Source organism: Escherichia sp. Lx600-2 (assembly GCF_036662595.1).
Taxonomy (GTDB): Bacteria; Pseudomonadota; Gammaproteobacteria; order Enterobacterales; family Enterobacteriaceae; genus Escherichia; species Escherichia coli.
Genome location: NZ_JAYQWM010000015.1, coordinates 60,625 through 82,257, shown reverse-complemented (window position 1 = coordinate 82,257; position 21,633 = coordinate 60,625). Strand labels below are relative to the sequence as shown.

22 protein-coding genes are annotated in these 21,633 nt (G+C 54.4%); 7 read left to right on the top strand and 15 right to left on the bottom strand.

Going from position 1 to position 21,633, the window contains the following annotated elements:
* Positions 1 to 392: 392 nt before the first annotated feature.
* The 7 genes from OQV04_RS08250 (at position 393) to OQV04_RS08220 (ending at position 8,008) form a co-directional block, all read left to right on the top strand.
* Positions 393 to 2,015, top strand: coding sequence for a DUF4049 domain-containing protein (locus OQV04_RS08250; RefSeq protein ID WP_101969543.1), 1,623 nt, complete (start codon positions 393 to 395; stop codon positions 2,013 to 2,015).
* 189 nt (positions 2,016 to 2,204) lie between these two features.
* Positions 2,205 to 2,318, top strand: a complete 114-nt coding sequence (gene yhiY / locus OQV04_RS08245) for a protein YhiY (protein ID WP_001296785.1) — start codon at positions 2,205 to 2,207, stop codon at positions 2,316 to 2,318.
* A 62-nt stretch (positions 2,319 to 2,380) separates the two neighbouring features.
* Positions 2,381 to 3,448 carry an HlyD family secretion protein gene (locus OQV04_RS08240; RefSeq protein ID WP_032281761.1) on the top strand — a complete coding sequence of 356 codons (1,068 nt, stop codon included), beginning with the start codon at positions 2,381 to 2,383 and terminating at the stop codon, positions 3,446 to 3,448.
* On the top strand, positions 3,445 to 6,180 hold the full coding sequence (rbbA, locus tag OQV04_RS08235) for a ribosome-associated ATPase/putative transporter RbbA (protein ID WP_032281760.1): 2,736 nt from the start codon (positions 3,445 to 3,447) through the stop codon (positions 6,178 to 6,180). Before OQV04_RS08240 ends, rbbA begins: the two co-directional genes overlap by 4 nt.
* The gene (locus tag OQV04_RS08230; RefSeq protein ID WP_001314210.1) at positions 6,180 to 7,304 is read left to right on the top strand and encodes an ABC transporter permease; all 1,125 of its coding nucleotides are present in this window, start codon (positions 6,180 to 6,182) and stop codon (positions 7,302 to 7,304) included. Before rbbA ends, OQV04_RS08230 begins: the two co-directional genes overlap by 1 nt.
* 72 nt (positions 7,305 to 7,376) lie before the next feature.
* Positions 7,377 to 7,652 carry a type II toxin-antitoxin system HicA family toxin gene (locus OQV04_RS08225; RefSeq protein WP_001259382.1) on the top strand — a complete coding sequence of 92 codons (276 nt, stop codon included), beginning with the start codon at positions 7,377 to 7,379 and terminating at the stop codon, positions 7,650 to 7,652.
* The gene (locus OQV04_RS08220; protein WP_000593555.1) at positions 7,649 to 8,008 is read left to right on the top strand and encodes a type II toxin-antitoxin system HicB family antitoxin; all 360 of its coding nucleotides are present in this window, start codon (positions 7,649 to 7,651) and stop codon (positions 8,006 to 8,008) included. Before OQV04_RS08225 ends, OQV04_RS08220 begins: the two co-directional genes overlap by 4 nt.
* A 119-nt stretch (positions 8,009 to 8,127) precedes the next feature.
* Here OQV04_RS08220 and nikR read toward each other — a convergent pair whose 3' ends face one another.
* The 15 genes from nikR to OQV04_RS08145 form a co-directional block, all read right to left on the bottom strand.
* On the bottom strand, positions 8,128 to 8,529 hold the full coding sequence (nikR, locus tag OQV04_RS08215) for a nickel-responsive transcriptional regulator NikR (protein WP_001190062.1): 402 nt from the start codon (positions 8,527 to 8,529) through the stop codon (positions 8,128 to 8,130).
* 5 nt (positions 8,530 to 8,534) lie between these two features.
* Positions 8,535 to 9,341 carry a nickel import ATP-binding protein NikE gene (gene nikE / locus OQV04_RS08210; protein ID WP_032288306.1) on the bottom strand — a complete coding sequence of 269 codons (807 nt, stop codon included), beginning with the start codon at positions 9,339 to 9,341 and terminating at the stop codon, positions 8,535 to 8,537.
* Positions 9,338 to 10,102 (bottom strand): nickel import ATP-binding protein NikD, encoded by a 765-nt coding sequence (nikD, locus tag OQV04_RS08205; RefSeq protein ID WP_032281757.1) that lies wholly within the window; start codon positions 10,100 to 10,102, stop codon positions 9,338 to 9,340. The genes nikE and nikD overlap by 4 nt, the downstream gene beginning before the upstream one ends.
* Entirely contained in the window at positions 10,102 to 10,935 is an 834-nt protein-coding gene (nikC, locus tag OQV04_RS08200; protein ID WP_001008963.1) for a nickel ABC transporter permease subunit NikC, read from the bottom strand. Before nikC ends, nikD begins: the two co-directional genes overlap by 1 nt.
* The gene (gene nikB, locus OQV04_RS08195) at positions 10,932 to 11,876 is read right to left on the bottom strand and encodes a nickel ABC transporter permease subunit NikB (protein ID WP_032281756.1); all 945 of its coding nucleotides are present in this window, start codon (positions 11,874 to 11,876) and stop codon (positions 10,932 to 10,934) included. The genes nikC and nikB overlap by 4 nt, the downstream gene beginning before the upstream one ends.
* On the bottom strand, positions 11,876 to 13,450 hold the full coding sequence (gene nikA / locus OQV04_RS08190) for a nickel ABC transporter substrate-binding protein (RefSeq protein WP_000953368.1): 1,575 nt from the start codon (positions 13,448 to 13,450) through the stop codon (positions 11,876 to 11,878). Before nikA ends, nikB begins: the two co-directional genes overlap by 1 nt.
* Before the next feature lie 111 nt (positions 13,451 to 13,561).
* Complete coding sequence (gene acpT / locus OQV04_RS08185) at positions 13,562 to 14,149, bottom strand: 4'-phosphopantetheinyl transferase AcpT (RefSeq protein ID WP_000285784.1); 588 nt, start codon at positions 14,147 to 14,149, stop codon at positions 13,562 to 13,564.
* Between the two features lies 1 nt (position 14,150).
* Positions 14,151 to 15,380, bottom strand: a complete 1,230-nt coding sequence (locus OQV04_RS08180; RefSeq protein WP_000198472.1) for a beta-ketoacyl-ACP synthase — start codon at positions 15,378 to 15,380, stop codon at positions 14,151 to 14,153.
* Positions 15,377 to 16,108, bottom strand: a complete 732-nt coding sequence (locus OQV04_RS08175) for a 3-ketoacyl-ACP reductase FabG2 (protein ID WP_000091664.1) — start codon at positions 16,106 to 16,108, stop codon at positions 15,377 to 15,379. Before OQV04_RS08175 ends, OQV04_RS08180 begins: the two co-directional genes overlap by 4 nt.
* Entirely contained in the window at positions 16,108 to 16,572 is a 465-nt protein-coding gene (locus OQV04_RS08170; protein ID WP_000020240.1) for an ApeP family dehydratase, read from the bottom strand. Before OQV04_RS08170 ends, OQV04_RS08175 begins: the two co-directional genes overlap by 1 nt.
* Positions 16,569 to 17,738, bottom strand: a complete 1,170-nt coding sequence (locus OQV04_RS08165; RefSeq protein WP_032281755.1) for a beta-ketoacyl-[acyl-carrier-protein] synthase family protein — start codon at positions 17,736 to 17,738, stop codon at positions 16,569 to 16,571. The genes OQV04_RS08170 and OQV04_RS08165 overlap by 4 nt, the downstream gene beginning before the upstream one ends.
* A gap of 1 nt (position 17,739) precedes the next feature.
* The gene (locus OQV04_RS08160) at positions 17,740 to 18,324 is read right to left on the bottom strand and encodes a DUF3261 domain-containing protein (protein WP_000597700.1); all 585 of its coding nucleotides are present in this window, start codon (positions 18,322 to 18,324) and stop codon (positions 17,740 to 17,742) included.
* Positions 18,321 to 20,639 (bottom strand): MMPL family transporter, encoded by a 2,319-nt coding sequence (locus OQV04_RS08155; protein WP_045177609.1) that lies wholly within the window; start codon positions 20,637 to 20,639, stop codon positions 18,321 to 18,323. Before OQV04_RS08155 ends, OQV04_RS08160 begins: the two co-directional genes overlap by 4 nt.
* On the bottom strand, positions 20,608 to 21,213 hold the full coding sequence (locus OQV04_RS08150) for a LolA family protein (RefSeq protein WP_032281751.1): 606 nt from the start codon (positions 21,211 to 21,213) through the stop codon (positions 20,608 to 20,610). Before OQV04_RS08150 ends, OQV04_RS08155 begins: the two co-directional genes overlap by 32 nt.
* Positions 21,210 to 21,632, bottom strand: a complete 423-nt coding sequence (locus OQV04_RS08145; protein WP_000930891.1) for an acyl-CoA thioesterase — start codon at positions 21,630 to 21,632, stop codon at positions 21,210 to 21,212. Before OQV04_RS08145 ends, OQV04_RS08150 begins: the two co-directional genes overlap by 4 nt.
* Between the last annotated feature and the right edge of the window lies 1 nt (position 21,633).

Below are 21,633 nucleotides of genomic sequence, written 5' to 3'. Positions count from 1 at the left end.
TCATGATGTCCCTCTGGGATGCGCTCCGGATGAATATGATGATCTCATATCAGGAACTTGTTCGCACCTTCCTTAACGAACGTGGTGATAAAAAAGGTGTCCCAGGGCTTAGTTGTTTTCAACCTCGTTAAAACTCCATGAGTGCTGTGGTATGTTTTTTTAATCCTGCCAGTATTTCATAGGTTTTCTTAATCGATTGTAGAGGTATGTACTGATGACGCCTCTACAATCTTTAGGGACTTTCTCTACTATGAGATAAGAAATTTCATATTATGCTTTAAGGCTGAATGATTTGTGCAAAATATAATTATTTTTCCATCGAACATGAGGTGTATGTCATAAGATTAAATGATAACTATGTATTCCTCGCGGTGAATTATATGAGGTAAAAGATGAAAATTGGAACTGTGGCAGGTACTAACGACAGTATAACGACAATCGCAACAAATGATATGGTGCAAGAGCATGTTACCAACTTCACTAAAGAACTGTTTGGGTATATTGCAAATGGTATAGGTGATGATATATCAAGTATTGCCAGGACAATGCTCGGTGAGGTTGTGGAAAAAATAGATGATTGGCAAATAGAACGGTTCCAACAATCTATTCAAGATGACAAAATATCATTTACCATACAAACGGATCGTTCAGAAAAATATAGTATGCTATCGGGCATGCGTGCCCATATTCTACGTAGGAATAATAGTTATCAGTTTATTGTGACAATTAATAGTAAAAATTACGGTTGCCCTCTTGATGATACCGATATTAATTGGTGCAGCATTGTTTATTTACTTAATAATATGACAGTAAATGATAATGCTAATGATGTTGCAGTTACTGAGTCGTACAAACCCATCTGGAACTGGAAAATATCGCAATACAATGTCTTTGATATTAAATTCGAAACAATTATAAAACTCCAGTTCGCTGACAGAACCTATTTCTCCAATTGTTCACCTGTTGATCCCACAAGTACCAGACCAACCTATTTTGGTGATACCGATGGCTCAGTCGGTGCAGTTTTGTACGCGCTTTTTGCAACGGAACATTTGGGAATTATGGCTGAAGGAGTAAATTTTCTTAGCCAGTTGCTTAATATAGAAGATGAAGTTCTCAACGTATTGCTAAGGGAGAACTTTAATGAGCAACTTGATACTAATGTTAATACAATAATCAGTATCCTGAACAGAAGAGACATTATTTTAGAAAGTCTTCAGCCTTATTTAGTTATTAATAAAGACGCAGTGACGCCATGTACGTTTTTGGGTGACCAAACCGGCGATCGATTTAGTAATATCTGTGGCGATCAATTTATCATCGATTTGTTAAAACGCATAATGAGCATCAATGATAACGTTCATGTATTAGCTGGAAATCATGAAACGAATTGCAATGGTAACTATATGCAGAACTTCACGCGTATGAAACCACTTGATGAGGATACCTACGCTGGGATAAAAGATTATCCTGTATGTTTCTATGACTCCAAATACAAAATAATGGCAAATCATCATGGGATAACTTTTGATGATCAGCGAAAACGTTACATTATAGGACCGATAACGGTCTCTATTGATGAAATGACCAATGCTCTCGATCCGGTCGAATTAGCGGCAATTATTAATAAAAAGCATCATGCTATAATTAATGGTAAAAAGTTTAAAACTAGCCGGGCTATCTCTTGTCGATCCTTTAATCGTTATTTTTCTGTTTCGACAGATTACAGACCTAAACTTGAAGCACTATTAGCATGCTCACAAATGTTAGGTATAAATCAAGTTGTTGCACATAACGGTAATGGTGGAAGAGAACGTATAGGTGAAACGGGGACAGTTTTAGGTCTTAACGCCCGTGACAGTAAACATGCTGGAAGAATGTTCAGCATGCATAATTGCCAAATTAACCCTGGTGCGGGGCCTGAGATAACCACTCCCTGGAAGTCTTACCAGCATGAAAAAAACAAAAATGGACTTATGCCTTTGATTAGAAGGCGCACAATGTTACAGCTCTGAACCATAGACAACATGAATATTAATGTTACTATCTGGTTGAGACTGTTGATAAAACGTAAAAAGGAATGCTCTGTTCCTGCAACTGAACAGGCGTGAAACGCTATCCAACAGGATGGATACCGTTTTGTCAGCCAGTTTTATAGATCACACTTATGAGTATGCGTGTTTCATTTACGGCCAGGAATGCTGATGATGACAACATTACTACCCGTTTTCACTAAGCCTTCCCCGTTGGCGCTCAATGCTCTGCGCGCTGGTCGTATTTGCCGTTTCCTTCTTATCCCGGATGGAAGAATCCGCTGAACGTCGTTCGGCGGCAGTTGTAACACGCGTCGTTTGCTTACAGGGATTATGGCGGGTCGATTATGGATAAAAGTAAGCGCCATCTGGCGTGGTGGGTTGTCGGGTTACTGGCGGTGGCGGCTATAGTGGCGTGGTGGCTGTTGCGCCCGGCAGGTGTGCCAGAAGGCTTTGCCGTCAGCAATGGGCGCATTGAAGCGACGGAAGTGGATATCGCCAGCAAAATTGCCGGGCGTATCGACACCATTCTGGTGAAAGAAGGCCAGTTTGTTCGCGAAGGCGAAGTGCTGGCGAAGATGGATACTCGCGTGTTGCAGGAGCAGCGACTGGAAGCCATCGCGCAAATCAAAGAGGCACAAAGCGCCGTTGCCGCCGCGCAGGCTTTGCTGGAGCAACGCCAAAGCGAAACTCGTGCCGCACAGTCGCTGGTTAATCAACGCCAGGCAGAACTGGACTCCGTAGCAAAACGTCATACGCGTTCCCGTTCACTGGCCCAACGAGGGGCTATTTCTGCGCAACAGCTGGATGACGACCGCGCCGCCGCTGAGAGCGCCCGAGCTGCGCTGGAATCAGCAAAAGCCCAGGTTTCGGCTTCTAAAGCCGCTATAGAAGCGGCACGCACCAATATCATTCAGGCGCAAACCCGCGTCGAAGCCGCACAAGCCACTGAACGGCGCATTGTCGCAGATATCGATGACAGCGAACTGAAAGCCCCGCGTGACGGACGCGTGCAGTATCGGGTTGCCGAGCCAGGGGAAGTGCTGGCGGCAGGCGGTCGGGTGCTGAATATGGTCGATCTCAGCGACGTCTATATGACCTTCTTTCTGCCAACCGAACAGGCGGGCACGCTGAAACTTGGCGGTGAAGCCCGGCTGATCCTCGATGCCGCGCCAGATCTGCGTATTCCTGCAACCATCAGTTTTGTCGCCAGTGTCGCCCAGTTCACGCCAAAAACCGTCGAAACCAGCGATGAACGGCTGAAACTGATGTTCCGCGTCAAAGCGCGTATCCCACCGGAATTACTCCAGCAGCATCTGGAATATGTCAAAACGGGCTTGCCGGGCGTAGCGTGGGTGCGGGTGAATGAAGAACTTCCGTGGCCTGACGACCTCGTGGTGAGGTTGCCGCAATGACGCATCTGGAACTGGTTCCCGTCCCGCCTGTCGCGCAACTGGCGGGCGTGAGCCAGCATTATGGAAAAACCGTTGCGCTGAACAATATCACACTCGATATTCCGGCCCGCTGTATGGTCGGGCTGATTGGTCCGGATGGCGTCGGGAAGTCGAGCTTGTTGTCGTTGATTTCCGGTGCCCGCGTCATTGAACAGGGCAATGTGATGGTGCTGGGCGGCGATATGCGCGACCCGAAGCATCGCCGCGACGTCTGCCCGCGCATCGCCTGGATGCCGCAGGGGCTGGGCAAAAATCTCTACCACACCTTATCGGTGTATGAAAATGTCGATTTTTTCGCTCGCTTGTTCGGTCACGATAAAGCGGAGCGGGAAGTCCGAATTAATGAGCTGCTGACCAGCACCGGGTTAGCACCGTTTCGCGATCGTCCGGCAGGGAAACTCTCCGGCGGGATGAAGCAAAAACTGGGGCTGTGCTGTGCGTTAATCCACGACCCGGAACTGTTGATTCTTGATGAGCCAACAACGGGGGTTGACCCGCTCTCCCGCGCCCAGTTCTGGGATCTGATCGACAGTATTCGCCAGCGGCAGAGCAATATGAGCGTGCTGGTCGCCACCGCCTATATGGAAGAGGCCGAACGCTTCGACTGGCTGGTAGCGATGAATGCCGGAGAAGTGCTGGCAACTGGCAGCGCCGAAGAGCTGCGGCAGCAAACGCAAAGCGCCACGCTGGAAGAAGCATTTATTAATCTGTTACCGCAAGCACAACGCCAGGCGCATCAGGCGGTAGTGATCCCACCGTATCAACCTGAAAACGCAGAGATTGCCATCGAAGCGCGCGATCTGACCATGCGTTTTGGTTCCTTCGTTGCCGTTGATCACGTTAATTTCCGCATTCCACGCGGGGAGATTTTTGGTTTTCTTGGTTCGAATGGCTGCGGTAAATCCACCACCATGAAAATGCTTACCGGACTGCTGCCCGCCAGCGAAGGTGAGGCGTGGCTATTTGGGCAACCGGTTGATCCAAAAGATATCGATACCCGCCGTCGGGTGGGCTATATGTCGCAGGCGTTTTCGCTCTATAACGAACTCACCGTGCGGCAAAACCTTGAGTTACATGCCCGTTTGTTTCACATCCCGGAAGCGGAAATTCCCGCGCGAGTGGCTGAAATGAGCGAGCGTTTTAAACTCAACGACGTTGAAGATGTTCTGCCGGAGTCATTGCCGCTCGGCATTCGCCAGCGGCTTTCGCTGGCGGTGGCGGTGATTCATCGCCCGGAAATGTTAATCCTCGATGAACCTACTTCTGGCGTCGATCCGGTGGCGAGGGATATGTTCTGGCAGTTGATGGTCGATCTCTCGCGCCAGGACAAAGTGACTATCTTCATCTCCACCCACTTTATGAACGAAGCGGAACGCTGCGACCGTATCTCACTGATGCACGCCGGAAAAGTGCTCGCCAGCGGTACACCGCAGGAACTGGTTGAGAAACGCGGAGCCGCCAGTCTGGAAGAGGCATTTATCGCCTATTTGCAGGAAGCGGCAGGACAGAGCAACGAAGCCGAAGCGCCTCCCGTGATACACGATGCTACACACGCGCCGCGCCAGGGATTTAGCCTGCGCCGTCTGTTTAGCTACAGCCGGCGCGAAGCACTGGAATTGCGCCGCGATCCGGTCCGTTCGACGCTGGCGCTGATGGGAACGGTGATCCTGATGCTGATAATGGGTTACGGCATCAGTATGGATGTGGAAAACCTGCGCTTTGCGGTGCTTGACCGCGACCAGACCGTCAGTAGCCAGGCGTGGACGCTCAACCTCTCCGGTTCCCGTTACTTTATCGAACAGCCGCCGCTTACCAGTTATGACGAGCTTGATCGTCGGATGCGTGCGGGCGATATCACGGTGGCAATTGAGATCCCTCCAAATTTCGGGCGTGATATCGCGCGTGGTACGCCTGTGGAACTCGGCGTCTGGATCGACGGAGCGATGCCCAGTCGTGCCGAAACGGTAAAAGGTTACGTGCAGGCAATGCACCAGAGTTGGCTTCAGGATGTGGCAAGCCGACAATCCACACCCGCCAGCCAAAGCGTGCTGATGAATATTGAGACGCGCTATCGCTATAACCCGGACGTAAAAAGCCTGCCAGCGATTGTTCCGGCGGTGATCCCGCTTCTGCTGATGATGATCCCGTCAATGCTAAGCGCCCTTAGCGTGGTGCGGGAAAAAGAACTAGGGTCGATTATCAACCTTTACGTGACTCCCACCACCCGTAGCGAATTTTTGCTTGGCAAACAGCTACCGTACATCGCGCTGGGGATGCTGAACTTTTTCCTGCTCTGCGGCCTGTCGGTGTTTGTGTTTGGCGTACCGCATAAAGGCAGTTTCCTGACGCTCACCCTGGCGGCGCTGCTGTATATCATCATCGCCACCGGAATGGGGCTGCTGATCTCCACCTTTATGAAAAGCCAGATTGCCGCCATTTTCGGTACGGCGATTATCACGTTGATCCCGGCGACACAGTTTTCCGGGATGATCGATCCGGTAGCTTCGCTGGAAGGGCCGGGACGTTGGATCGGCGAGGTTTACCCGACCAGTCATTTTCTGACTATCGCCCGCGGGACGTTCTCGAAAGCGCTGGATCTGACTGATTTGTGGCAACTTTTTATCCCGTTGCTGATAGCCATACCGCTGGTGATGGGCTTAAGCATCCTGCTGTTGAAAAAACAGGAGGGATGATGCGCCATTTACGCAATATTTTTAATCTGGGTATCAAAGAGTTGCGCAGTCTACTCGGTGATAAAGCGATGCTGACATTGATTGTCTTCTCGTTTACGGTGTCGGTGTATTCGTCAGCGACCGTTACGCCAGGATCGTTGAACCTGGCACCGATCGCCATTGCCGATATGGATCAATCGCAGTTATCGAATCGGATCGTTAACAGCTTCTATCGCCCGTGGTTTTTGCCACCGGAGATGATCACCGCCGATGAGATGGATGCCGGACTGGACGCCGGACGCTATACCTTCGCGATAAATATTCCGCCTAATTTTCAGCGTGATGTCCTCGCTGGACGCCAGCCAGATATTCAGGTGAACGTCGATGCCACGCGCATGAGCCAGGCATTTACCGGCAACGGGTATATCCAGAATATTATCAACGGTGAAGTGAACAGCTTTGTCGCGCGCTACCGCGATAACAGCGAACCGTTGGTATCGCTGGAAACCCGGATGCGCTTTAACCCGAACCTTGATCCCGCGTGGTTTGGCGGGGTGATGGCAATCATCAACAACATTACCATGCTGGCGATTGTATTGACCGGATCGGCGCTGATCCGCGAGCGTGAACACGGCACGGTGGAACATTTACTGGTGATGCCGATAACGCCGTTTGAGATCATGATGGCTAAGGTCTGGTCGATGGGGCTGGTGGTGCTGGTGGTATCGGGATTATCGCTGGTGCTGATGGTGAAAGGCGTGCTGGGCGTACCGATTGAAGGCTCGATCCCGCTGTTTATGCTGGGCGTGGCGCTCAGTCTGTTTGCCACCACGTCAATCGGCATTTTTATGGGGACGATAGCGCGTTCAATGCCGCAACTGGGGCTGCTGGTGATTCTGGTGCTGCTGCCGCTGCAAATGCTTTCCGGTGGCTCCACGCCGCGCGAAAGTATGCCGCAGATGGTGCAGGACATTATGCTGACCATGCCGACGACACACTTTGTTAGCCTCGCGCAGGCCATTCTCTACCGGGGTGCCGGATTCGAAATCGTCTGGCCGCAGTTCCTGACGCTGATGGCAATTGGCGGCGCGTTTTTCACCATCGCACTGCTGCGATTCAGGAAGACGATTGGGACAATGGCGTGAGGAAGGGAAACTTGACTTCATACTGTGATGTCATACTATTGATGTCATAAAGTGAAGTCATAAGGACATGCCATGAGAACCAAGGTACAGGCTTTACGGAAGAAACAAAAAAATACATTGGATCAAATATTTAAATCTCCTGTTCCTCAAGGGATCAAGTGGTCTGATATAGAGTCACTGGTTAAAGCATTAGGCGGAGAAATTAAGGAAGGAAGAGGTTCGCGTTGTAAGTTCATACTAAATATGAGCGTTGCGTGTTTCCATCGGCCTCATCCGTCGCCAGATACCGACAAAGGCGCTGTAGAAAGCGTGCGTGACTGGTTACTAAGTATAGGGGTAAAACCATGATCAAACTGAAGACGCCAAACTCTATGGAGATTGCCGGGCAACCTGCTGTTATCACTTACGTGCCAGAACTGAATGCATTTCGTGGCAAATTCCTGGGCTTGTCAGGTTATTGTGATTTTGTCTCTGACAGCATTCAGGGGCTGCAAAAAGAAGGGGAACTTTCTCTGCGAGAGTATCTTGAGGATTGTAAAGCTGCGGGTATTGAGCCGTATGCGCGTACAGAAAAGATTAAGACCTTTACGTTACGCTATCCAGAATCGCTGAGTGAACGCCTTAATAATGCGGCTGCGCAGCAACAAGTCTCTGTTAATACCTATATTATTGAAACACTGAATGAGCGTTTGAATCATTTATAAATTTTAGCGGCGTACATTACGCAGAATATCTGCCTTTACAGGATCTATCTATGCAACTGAACTTAATTTTATAAATTAAGTTCAGTTAATATCTTTTCTTTCCTCGTTTCAGAAATAACTCAATCTTCCTTCGGCAGGCACTGCAAATGCCCGTGCCGCACGCCGCGCTGGGCGATAACGTCATCGGCAAAATGCTGCACGTCACCCATGTCGCCTTTCAACACGGCGATTTCCAGACAGTCGTCGTGATTAATGTGCACATGCAGCGTGGCAACCGAGAGATCGTGGTGATGATGCTGGGTGGAAACAATACGGCTGGCTAAGTCGCGTTTTTCGTGTTCATACACATACGACAGCACCGCGAAACCTTGTGTGCCGTGCTGCTGGGTAGCTTCCTGCGCCAGGGCGCTACGCAGAATATCGCGGATAGCTTCGGAACGGTTGTTATAACCACGACGCTGGCTCAGGCTGTCCAGCGTCTCCAGTAAATCGTCATCAAGCGTGATGGTGACTCGTTGCATTTGCGTTAAACCTTTTCTGAGGTGCGACGGCGCACGGGGAATGCGGGTAATACCGCGTTTTGTAGCACACGTCCGGCGTCAGAGGAAAAGGTTAATTTATCTCCCACCGCCTGGGTTTCGACGATTTGTCCGTTGTCCATCACCATCACTCGCTGGCAAAAGCGTTCCACCAGGCGTAAGTCGTGGGTGATGAACAGGCAGGCAGTGCCAAACTGTTGTTGTAGCTTTTTCAGCAGGCGAATGACGCCCGCCTGTAACACGAGATCAAGGTTAGAAACGGCTTCATCCAGAATCAGTAGTTTCGGTTCGACCGCCAGTGCGCGAGCCAGGCAGACGCGCTGGAGCTGGCCGCCGCTTAACTGCGGTGGGCGCTTGTCGAGCACGCTGTCGTCGAGATCGACCGCGCGCAACATTTCGCTGGCGCGCGCCAGTTGTTCGGATTTTTTCAGTGATAGCAGGTGGCGCATCGGTTCACGCAGGATCTCGCGCACGGTTTTGCGCGGATTCACGGCGCTGATGGAGTCCTGAAATACCATCTGAATATCGCGGCGGAACGCTTTACGCTGGGCGCGATTGAGCTTTGCCAACGATTCGCCGCGCCAGCTAATATTCCCTTGTGAGGGAGACTCTAAGCCTACCAGCAGCCGCGCGAGGGTGCTTTTCCCGCAGCCGCTGCGCCCCAGCAGGGCGACGGTTTCGCCGCTTTTCAGGGTCAGGGAAACGTTATTCAGCACAGCCTGGTGCTGATGTTTTCCGCTAAATCCACCGTGCGCATAGTGATGGGAAAGGCCGGAAACGTTAAGTAAAGTCATGATGCCAGCTCCATACCGTAGAGGGCGAGATGAGCGGAAACCAGGCTGCGCGTCACCGTATGTTTGGGGGCGTTAAACAGCGTTTCGACATCGCCCTGTTCGACAATCTTACCGTGCGACATCACCGCCACGTCATCCGCCAGACGCGCCACTACGCCCATATCATGGGTGACCAGCAGCATCCCCGGCGCCTGTTTTTGCATAATGCTTTCCAGCAGATCGAGGATGCGCGCCTGTGCTACCACGTCGAGGTCGGTGGTTGGTTCATCGGCGATGATAAACGGTGATTCGCAAAGCACCGCCATCGCAATCATCATGCGCTGCAACATGCCGCCGCTCATCTCGAACGGGTACAGCTTCAGCACGCGTGCGGCGTTTTCCAGCCCCACCGCTTCTATGGCAGCGGTAAGCGTAGCGTCATCGGCGGGTTTCCCCAGCGCCAGGCAGGTTTCACGCGCGTGGGTGTGCATGGTGCGTAGCGGATTAAAGGCGCTGCGCGGGTTCTGCATGATGGTGGCAATTTTGATGCCGCGCAGGGCGCAGGGAGAAACCGGTTTGCCATCGGCTAAAATTTCCCCCGCCGTCTGGCGAACGCCTGCGGGCAGAATTCCCAGCGCCGCGGCGCAGGTTAATGATTTCCCGCAGCCGCTACCGCCGACTAACGCTAGCACACGCCCGCGTTTAAGGGTTAACGATACGCCGTGCACCAGCGGCTGCGCGGCCTGTAGCGCGATATTACGCAGTTCAATCTGTTGCGGCATTAGTGTGCGTGCTCCGTCACCAGATGAGGGTCCAGATGATCGCGCAGTGCGTCACCCACCAGGTTAAAGGCCATCACGCTGATAAACAGCGCCAGCCCCGGCCAGAACATTTGCAGCGGCTGGGTCCAGATATACTGGCGCGCGTCGTTAATCATCACGCCCCATTCGGCGGTCGGTGCGGTCACGCCGAGGCCGAGGAAGGACATCCCCGCGACGTGCAGCATCATATGGCCGATATCCAGCGTTGCCAGCACCAGCAGCGAAGGGATCACCGCACCTGCCAGATGATCAACAAACACTCGCACATGGCCCGCGCCAGAAAGCCGTGATGCCAGCACAAACTCGCGCTGGCGCAGTGAAATCACCAGGCTGCGCACCATGCGTGCATACCACGCCCAGTGCGACAGGGCGATGGCGATAATTACGTTGGTCAGCCCAGTGCCGAGCACGCCAACCATAAAGAATGACAGAATCGAGGTCGGGAAGGTCATAAACATATCGGCGACGCGCATGGTAGCCTGATCAACGCGCCCGCCAATCAGCCCGGCGCTGCCGCCAATAACCAGCCCTAATGTCAGCACCAGCAGCAGGCAGGCCATTACCGAACCGAGCGACACACGGGTCGCTGCCATCAGCCGCGAGAAAATATCGCGCCCTAAGTGATCGGTGCCCAACCAGTGCTGCGCATCCGGCGAAAGCAGGCGCGACGGCAAATCAATCGCCTGGGGGTCATACGGCAGCCACCACTGGCTGGTGAGCGCAATCAGCGCCAGCAGGGCGATAATGATCAGCGCCAGGCGTACCGACCAGCGGGAAGAGAGGAAAAAGTTCACGCGTGCGCTCCTTCATGACGACGAATGCGTGGGTCCAGCGCGGCGTTGAGCAAATCGACAATCAAATTACAGACCACAAAAACCACCACCATCATCAGCGTAAAGCACTGGATCACCGGATAGTCACGGTTAAAAATCGCCGACACCGCATAGCGCCCGACGCCGGGCCAGGCAAAGATGTTTTCGATAATCATCGTCCCGCCAATCAGTTCGCCAATGTGCATCCCCACGGCGGTGATCATCGGCAGCGAGGCATTGCGCAGAATATGACGACGCTCGGTCTGTTTGTCATTCAGGCCGCGTAGCCGCGCCCAGGTGACGTGACGCTGACCGGCGACGTCCAGCATACTGGCGCGCAGCAGCCGTGCGTTAATCGCCAGCGACATAAAGGCAATGGAAACCGCAGGCAAAATGATGTGCTGCCAGCCGCCGTAGCCCATCGCGGGTAGCCATTGCAGATACACCGAAAACGCCATCACCAGTAAAAATGCCAGCCAGAAGTTGGGCATCGACACGCCGAGAAACGCGATGAAACGTACGGCGAAATCCGGCAGACGATCGCGATGGCGCGCCGCCCAGATACCGAGCGGCACAGAAGTGAGCAGAATTAATACCAGCGCGGCACCTGCAAGTTCCAGCGTGGCGGGCAGGAAGTTCAGCATATCGTCCAGCACCGGGCGTTGGCTGGCGAATGAGATACCAAAGTCAAGATGCAGCGCCTTCCACAACCAGGTACCGTACTGGACGTACAGCGGCTGATCCAGTCCCAGCATGGTGCGGGTAGAGGCCAGCATCTCCGGCGTCGGCGGCAGGTTAGACAGACGCAAATAATCGAGCGCCGGGTCGCCGGTACCGAGACGCAGCATCAGAAAAATGATCACCGAGGCGGCGAGCACCATGGGGAGCAGCAGCAGAAAGCGGCGTAATACGTAACGCAACATTAAGGTTTCACCGGTTTAATCTGTTCGAACGGAATTTCGGTGGCGATCGGCGCGTAGGGGATGTTACCCAGCTCCGGTTTTGATACCACCATCATTGAGATGTAACTGATAGGCAGATAAACCGCCTCGTCATGCAGACGGGTCAGAATGTCGCGATACAGCGCCTGACGTTGCGTTTCGTCATGGGTCGCCAGCACTTCGCCGATCTCTTTATCAATCAGCGGTTTGTCGGCTAATCCTTGCTGTGCCTGGAAGTCAGCGTGTGACGGTACGCGCATTGAACTCAGGAAGGCGTGTGGATCATATGGCGCGCCCCAGGTGCGGTGGAAAATCATGCCAAAACGACCGTCGCGCTGACGAGCATAGATACTGCTCTCTTCTTCGCCAATCAGCGAGACATCTGCGCCAATCTGGCGCATATCAGCCTGAATGATTTCCGCCATCGATTTGCTTAACGCATCGGTGCCGATGAACGACAGTTCAATGCGCAGCGGCTGACCATTTTTCTCGCGGATGTCTTTGCCCGCAGGCAGCGTCCAACCGGCTTTTTCCAGCAACGCTTTCGCTTTCTGCGGATCGTACTGGCGCGGTTTCAGGCCGAGATTAGCGTAAGGCACAGAAGGGGCAAACAGAGTGTCGGCGACCTGCTGGGTGCCATATAACGCGTTATCAATCAGCGATTTTTTGTTTACCGCGTAATTAAGAGCTTCACGTACTGCCAGCTCGTTGGTGGGGGCTTTGGCGGTATTGAGCGCCAGCATCACGGTTTCGATCGGCTGTGACAGTTGGGTGTGGTAAGCCGGGTTCTGGCTAAAGCGGGCGAAGGTATCGAGCGGTAATAACCCTTCGTTTCCGTACAGCAGGTCGATATCGCCAGTTTCAAACGCCACCGCGCGGGTAGTCGGGTCCGGGATGACGTTAAAAGTGATCTTCTTAATTGCCGGCTTTTCGCCCCAGTAGTTTTCGTTACGGACGAAGACATCGTACTGATTCAGTTTCGATTCCTGCAAAACCCACGGCCCGGTGCCAATCGGCGCTTTAATCCCGTTCATGGTTTCATGGTTTTTAAACTGCGAGGGGGCGATAAAGCGGAAAGGGCGCGGCAGGGCCAGTTCTTGCAGGAAAGGATAGTAGGCGCTTTTCAGGGTGATTTGCAGCTCTGTTTTACTGAGTGCTTTAACATCAACAATCTGGTTTGCCAGCTCCAGCCAGGCGTGACGTTGACGGTTATCGAGCACTGCGCGGAAGTTTTCTGCCGCCGCCTCTGCATCAAACGGTTCGCCGTTGGAGAATTTCACGTCATCACGCAGGGTGAAGGTCCAGGTTTTACCATCTTCTGAATGAGTCCAGCTTTTTGCCAGCCACGGGATCACCGAACCATCAGCCTGATATTTCACCAGCGGTTCATAAACCATGCTCTGGGCGAACATCTGGTTAGGCGTGTAAAGGTGCGGGTTTAGTGGCCCGACATTCACCGGCCAGGCGGTGGTGATTTCATCTGGTGCAGCGGCATGGACGATAAAAGACGCACAAGCCAGCAGCGCAAATAGAGTGCGGCGGAGTGTGGAGAGCATGGTAACCCCAATGGATTAAAATAGATGGCGGAAATAAGTATGACGATTTTAAGTATTCGTCATACTGATTACCTGTTCTGGATCAATAGATGGGCAGTCGGGTGGGCGGGATCAGTTAACTGAATCGATCCATTGCACACTGTCGGCGGTGAGCGTAAAGGGGGTGGGGGTGCAGATCGCAAGGCTTAAATTTTCTAGCTGACAATGGCTGACTGACAGCGAGGAGTGATAGGTGCTGTCTACGCTGACGATTTGCCAGGCGCTGCCGCCACGCTGTTTAACGATGGCTTCTTTGCGCGTCCAGATGCGCCAGAACATTTCCAGTTGCTGATCAGGATGCACGGCGTCCATTTCAGCGTGTTCCCCGAGGCTGAACACGGCGTTCGCCAGCCAGCGCCAGTTGGCGCGCGGGCGAATCACTTCGATATCGCAGCCGACTTCGCCTTCATCACTCAACAGCAGGGCGATATCGTCACCGCTATGGCTTAAGTTGAACCATAGCGGCGTTTCCGGCGCGAATGCAGGTTTGCCTTGTTCGCCATAGATGATCTCCGGTAGCGGGGAAAGCGTGTGCGAAAGCAATGCACGCCCCGCCAGCCAGCGTTCGCGTCGTGGACCTTGCGGTGCTTGCTCGCGTAAACCCGGTGGCAGTGGAGCTGCGCTTAAGGTCGAAACTTTCCCCAGAACTATCCGATACATATCAGGGCCAACGTTTAATGATGATGGATGTATTAATGCCGCCAAAGGCAAAGTTGTTACTCTGCAAAAACTCACAATCAACCTTGCGGGCTTCATGCATGATGTAATCCAGCGCGCCACAATTCGGGTCTGGTTTATTCAGGTTTAGCGTAGGCGCAAACCAACCTTCGCGCATCATTTGCAGACTCATCCAGGCTTCGAGCGCGCCACAGGCACCAAGCGTATGACCAAAATAACTTTTCAGCGAGGAGAGCGGCACATTATCACCGTAAATGGTTGCTGTCGCCAGACTTTCTGCCATATCACCGCGATCGGTCGCCGTACCATGCGCTGAAATATAGCCGATATCTTGTGCGCTTAACCCGGCGATTTTCAGCGATTGCTCCATACAATACTGCATGGTTTCGCGCTGCGGCTGGGTAATATGTGCCGCGTCGCAGTTAGTCGCAAAGCCGACGATTTCACCGTAAATGGTCGCGCCGCGCGCTTTGGCGTGCTCCAGTTCTTCGAGAATGAGCGTACCTGCGCCTTCACCAATCACCAGCCCGTCGCGGTTTTCATCGAACGGTGAAGGTGTGGTTTTCGGCGCATCATTGTGCTGGCTGGTGGCGAAAAGCGTATCAAATACCGCTGCTTCTGAAGGACATAACTCTTCGGCACCACCAGCAACCATCACCGTTTGATAACCGTGGCGAATGGCTTCCCACGCATAACCGATTGCCTGGCTGCCGGAAGTACAGGCGCTGGAGGTTGGGATCACCCGCCCGCGCAGGCCGAAAAAGAGGCCAGTATTAACGGCGGTGGTGTGCGGCATCATCTGCACATAGGTGGTGCCAGTGATGTTATTGGTGTGCTTTTCCGTCAGCATGGTGGCGAACTCGCTTACCGGGCCGGTACTGCCGGTCGATGAACCGTACGCAATGCCCGTTTCGCCGCTGGTTAATATCGGATCGCCAATCAACCCTGCCTGCTCTAACGCCAGCTCGCTGGCACGGGTCGACATTTGCGATACGCGGCCCATCGCACGGATACGCTTGCGGGTATAGTGCTCCGGTAGCGTGAAATCATCAACAGGCGCGCCAAGCAGGGTGTGCAGGCCATCGTAGACCTGCCACTCCGGCATTTTGCGCACCGCATTTTCATACGCCAGTAAGCGTGCAGAAACGTCCTGCCAGTTTTCACCAAAGGCAGTCACGCCGCCCATTCCTGTAATCACTACGCGACGTGTCATAACATCCCTCCGTTGATGGAAATAACCTGGCGGGTGACGTAACCCGCAATATCAGACATTAAATAACTGGCAAGCCCGGCAACTTCTTCCGCCTGGCCCATACGTTTCATGGGGATCATCGACATTGCCTCTTTCAGAGCGCTCTCTTCCATTTCGATCATCCCGGTATCAATAAGCCCCGGCGCGATGCAGTTGACGGTGATTTTGCGCTTCGCGAGTTCGATAGCCAGCGCTTTAGTTGCGCCGATAATTCCGGCTTTGGCTGCGCTGTAATTCACCTGGCCGCGATTGCCCATTACGCCGGAAACCGAGGACAGCGTGATGATGCGCCCACCCTGGCGCGCGCCGATCATTGGCATAATGCACGGCTGAATGACGTTGTAGAAACTGTCGAGGTTGGTGTGGATCACCGCATCCCAGTCGTCATCGCTTAAAGCCGGAAAAGCGGCATCGCGGGCGATCCCGGCGTTACTGACCACGCCGTACCAGGCACCGTGTTGCGCGATCTCATGCTCCAGCACTTCCCGACACTGTTCGCGGTTTGCGACGTCGAAACTGAGCAAACGCCCGTTACCCCCGTTGGCGACAATGGCATTCAGCGTTTCCTGAGCGCCTGTGGCGTCACGGTGATAGTGAACGCCAATGTTAAAGCCGTCTGCCGCCAGTTGGCAGGCGATGGCGCGACCAATGCCTTTGCTGGCACCAGTAACCAGAACTGAACGACTCATCAGGACGCTCCTTGTTGAAACAGGGTGGTAAGTTCTTCCGCGGTCGGCTGGAAGGTGTTAATGCGGCCCGTCGCCTCGCCGTCGTTGATGCTGCACTCAAAACTGCCGAAGCGATCGTCCTGCATCAGCAGTTTGACGGTAATGGTCAGCGTCTGGCCTGCGGGCAGAATGCCAGCGGCGCAAAGCAATTCACGCGCGCCCAGTATCATCCCTAACTCAATACTGTTTTTGCCCTGCTGGTGGCGATGCCAGCCAGACCAGACGCCGACGGTTTGCGCCATCAGTTCAAGGGCAAACCAGCCGGGGAGATTGCCGTCCGGGTCGAGAAACGGTGCCAGTACGCCACTGGGCGAAACCGTCACGCGGCACACCGCGCTGTCATCGCTGACGCTCACCACGTCTTCCAGCAGTAACATGGGCGCGTCGTGGGGCAGATAAGCGCCGGGGGATAAATAGTGGCTCACGAAACCCTCCCGAGCAGAATGCTGGCGTTATTGCCGCCAAAGGCGAAGGAATTGGACAGGATCACCGGACGAGCCAGCGGCTGCGGTTTTTCGATAATGCCGCAGGGTGGCAGCGTGGGATCGCGTGGCGACAGGCTGAAATCTTGGGCGGGCAGCGGTAAATCACGCTGTAAGATCAACATACTGATTGCTGCTTCGGTAATGCCCGCCGCGCCCAGCGTGTGGCCGGTCAAATGTTTGGTGGAGCTGCACGGTACGCGTTCGCCAAACAGGGCGTTAAGCACCATCGATTCAATCTGGTCGTTGAGTTGCGTGGCGGTGCCGTGCAGGTTGATATAGCCGACGTCATCTGGCGTAAGCTGCGCATCGGTCAGTGCCTGATTAATGGCGCGGATCGCCCCTTCGCCCTGCGGATGCGGGGCCGAAATATGGTAAGCGTCGCTCGATTCACCAACGCCCAGCAACGCGATGGGCTGCGGTTCCCGGGTCAGCAGCATTAGCCCCGCCCCTTCACCAATGGTGATACCTGCGCGGTCACGACCAAACGGCTGACATAAGGTTGGCGACAGCGATTCGAGGCTGTGAAAACCGTTAATCGGCATCCGGCTCAGGGTGTCTGCGCCACCCACAATGGCGGCATCGACCAGCCCCGCTTCGATAAGCCTGCGCCCGCTGATTATCGCTCTGGCGCTGGAAGAGCAGGCGGTTGAAAGGGTATAGGCCGGGCCGTCGAGCGCCAGCCAGTGGCTGAGAAAACGCGACGGATCGCCGAGTTCCTGTTGCGCGTAGTGCCATGTGGTGCTCGGCTGCCCGTGGGTGCGCAGGTTAACGTGCGTGTCGCCTTCATGCAGGCCGGAGGTGCTGGTGCCAAGTACAATCGCGATGCGCTCGCGACCATATTTCGCGATAGCGTCATCAACCTGCGGCTGGATCTGCGCCAGCGCCGCCAGCAGGATCTGATTGTTGCGCGAGCGGTGCGCAGCGAATTTTTCCGGGATAAGCGGAAGCTCGCCATCCACGCCAGCCAGGACCGCCTGCGGATGCCCCTGCAACCAGCCTGCGCGCGGGCGCATGCCGGGAGCAACACCGCGAGTCAGGTTGGTTGCGATTTCGTCAAGGTTATTTCCCAGGGCGTTGATCATGCCGACGGCGGAAATATAAATCATATCAGTCACCTAAGTATTGAATGGTGATGTGGTATTTAAAGACATGCTGCTCAATGCTGATTGGCACGCGTTTGCCCTTGCGATTCAGATAGGTGATTTCCGTGACCAGTTTGCCGCTGGCGTTACGCAGCTCGCGTTTGTCACCGTTGTCGCGAAGTGTCCATCCTGCGGGAAGTTGCGGTTGCCAGGCGCTAATCGGCCAGTGGCTGAGCATCACGTCAGCCAGTACCTGACTTGCGGGCGGTAACTGTGGGACGACGATGGATTGCTCGGCGCGTAGCCCTTGCGCATCGTAGGTCACCAGAAACAGGCGAATGCCGACCGACGACAGCCCGGCAAGGGTGATTTTCTGATCGTCGGCGTTAAGCATCACTAACAGCGACTGGGTTTTGCCGTTGAAGCTGCCGGTCAACAGTTGCTGCGAATTGACTGCGGGTGAAATCCCTGGTGCCGGCAGCGTGATGCGCGTGCCAGGTTGCAGCCACGCCTGCGGGCGGCCTTCCTGTTCTGGTTGCGAGTGGCTACAGCCGGTGAGGATAAGCGTAGCGGTCAGGGCGAACGCTCGCCAGAATGTGGATTTGATCATTTTTTTGTTCTCTTTTTATCGGGCATCGCCAGCGGCGAAAGCAGGAAGGCGGTGAAAATACCGCTCACCAGCACAATGCCAAAACTGCTGATGGCCTGGGTGGCGCTGAATATCAGCATTCCCAGCGTCAGCAAGGTGGTGAGCATTGCCAGCGTGATCGCCAGTAGCGAAGTTAATGGTGTGCCGCGCGGATTACTGAAAAACAGCGTGTAGTTGATGCCGATGCCAAGCACCAGCACCAGCGCCAGCAGCGAAAAGAGATTCACCGCCTGCCCGCTCATCGCCAGCACCGCCAGACCACAACCCAGCGAAAGCACCGAAGGTACAAGGCTGATAAGCCCTTTGCGCCAGCCGAGACGGGCCACTGCGCCGCAGGCAATCACCGCCAGCGCCACCAGCAACAAGCCGGTTAAGACATAACGGTAAAGCGCGAACAACTCATCAAAGGTGCTTTTGCGATCAACCCAGGCAATGCCGCAAGGGTAATATGTGGCGATTTCCTGCATCAACGCGCTACTTTTAACCCCTTCAACCGGCACCAGTACGCCGCTTTCGCCGTTTTCCAGCGTCAGCCACAGCAGACGCCAGCCTTCACTGGCAGGGCTTGCCAGCCATTCATCAACGTTCACTGGCATGGCGTTGAGATCCGGGTTCACTGCCGTCAGCCCGGCATTTTGCAGCGCTTTTGTTACTGTCGGGGCCGCCGTTTTCAGCAGTTGTAAATCTTCCTCCTGCCGCGCAAGGGAGTTCAGCGGAATGGTGCGGTAGTTGCTGATAAGCCCCTCTTTTTTCGCATACTCAAGTGAGGCGGTATATTTCTCCAGTCGCCGCAATGTTTGCTGTGGCGAATCGCCGTAAACCACAAACCATTTTTGATCGACGCTTTGTCCGGTCAGGGCGGTAATGGCTTTCTCCTGCGCCAGAATATGCTGCGGCAGCGCCTGTAACTGCGAGATATCGTCATCGACGCGCAGCATTGACATCCCCGCCAGCGAAAACAGCGCCAGCGCGACGGGCAGACCCAGCGACAGTTTTTTATTGCGCCGCCACGCTGCCAGCCAGCGCAGCATCAGCGCCATCGCCGGAACCGGACGCACCGGCAGGCCACGGCACAGCCACGGATGCCAGAACAGGACGGTCAGACAGGAGGCGCTCAACCCGACGGCGGCAAAAATCGCCATCTGGCGAATGCCGGGGAAGGGGGCGAGCATCATAATCAGATATGCCGCCACGGTGGTGAGCAGCGCCAGCAGCAGGGCATTGCGTACTTTCGCCAGGCTTTGCCACGGCGAAACGTCGTTGCCGTGCACCATCCGCTCGGTGAGATAATAGAGCGTGTAGTCAGCGGAAATGCCGATAACGCTCATGCTCATCACCAGCGTCATCAGGTGTAATTCACCGAAAATCAATAAAGTGGCGACCGTTCCCGCCAGCGCGCCGATGCCGATGGAAATCACGCAAAGCAACAATGGGCGCAAAGAGCGGAACACCGCCACAATCAGTAATATCACCCCCAGCAGCGTTGCCACGCCCAGGGTTGAGATATCCTGCTTCGCCTGTTGACTGGCGTAATCGCTGTAAAATACCGTGCCGCGCGAGAGCAACTGCGCCTGTGGGTAACGCGTTTTCAGATCCTTTTCCAGCGTATTCAGGGTCGTGATGAGCTGGTGGGTTTGCTGCATATCAAACGACGATCCCGCCAGTTCGCCGTGCAGCAGATACCAGTAGTTGCCCTGGGGATCCTGCGTCACCAGCCAGCCGTCCATCAGCCGCAAACGCTGGCCATTTTTTGCCATCGCCAGCTGCGAGCCGCGCATTAACATCAGCGGATCGTTTTGCAGCTCCTTGCCGCTTACCCCGGAGAATGCAGAATAAAGCTGGGAGAGGATCCACTGCGCCTGCGCTTCGCCGCCGTTTTGCAGGCGGGCGCGGGTGTCGGGGTCAATCAGGCCGTTGCGGTGCTGCCAGAAAAACGCGCCCCACGCTTGCTGGCTGGCGGCATCCATTGGCCCTTTAACGTCGCCGAGCGCAGCGGATTTTTGCAGCAGCGTCAGCCACTCCTGAGCCACCCTGGGATTAGCCTCTTTACCGGGGCTGACCAGCCACACCAGTTGGCGGTCCAGACGCTGCATAAAGCCGTCATTCAGCGCTGGGGGAATATCGCCCATCGCCTGTTTGGGTAACATAGCCAGCACGCTACTGTTCAGCCGTGATTGCGGCAGCAGGATCAGCAACGCCGCCGCCATGACCAGGCAGACTAGCCCCCATAACAGCGCGGGGCGTTTACTGGGCGGCAAAACGTTGGCGTTCGTCATCGGTCAGTTGCGCTGGCGTCAGTTGATGTTGGGTAAGAGCAATATCGGTGCGATCGCCCTGTTTATCATTAAGTTGAATGCTCTCCAGATAGGTTTGCCCGGCGAGATCGATGGTGTTGAAAATTTTATCCAGCGGCGTGGTGGTTGGGGTCAGGCGCAGCGTCCAGCGGCCTTCGCCTTTGTCGGCAAATTCGACGCGGAAGTTTTGTTCCAGCACTTTGCGATCGGCCTGGAACAGCGCGCGCAGCAGGTGGTTAAACTGAAACATCTGCGGGTTGTTTTCTGCCGTGATGATTTGCGGCGGCTGACCGTTGATCACCTGCACCATGCGTTTATCGTCCAGTAATAGTTGCATGGGGAACGGTGAGGTTTGATCCCACAACAGCCCCTGGTCGCGGGCGATCAACATCTGGCCCTGAGATCGCAGCGGCTGCGGCAGATCTTTAATCGTCCGGGTTTGATCGAAATGGGCGCGGATCACCGATTGTTCGGTAAAGCGTTGCTGAAGATCGTCCAGGGTCAGGGCGCTCACAAACGGGCTAATCAGCAGCGCCAGTAGCGGTAAAAATTTCATGGTTTGACTCCCATGCGTTCAAACAGAATATCGGGGCTGACAAAGCACAGTTCGCGACTTTGCTCGTCGACCGCGACCTGAATGGTGTATCCGGTGGTGGCGCGTTTGCCCGTTTCGGCATCGAAAATCTGATAGCCAATCCGCAGACGGTTTTCGAACTCTTCGATATGCGCACGCACGCGGATGCGTTGCTCAAAGGTGAGGGCGTGGCGATATTTCACCCGCGCATCGACCACTGGCCACAAATAACCGGACTCTTTCATCTGCCGATAGCCGTAATTGAACTGGTTGAGCAGCGCCTCGCGGGCCACTTCAAAGTAGCGAAAATAGTTACCGTGCCAGGCCACGCCCATCATATCGACGTCGTGAAAGGGAATGGTCAGCTCGACTTCAGCGGTAAATCGGGGATCGTTAAGCACC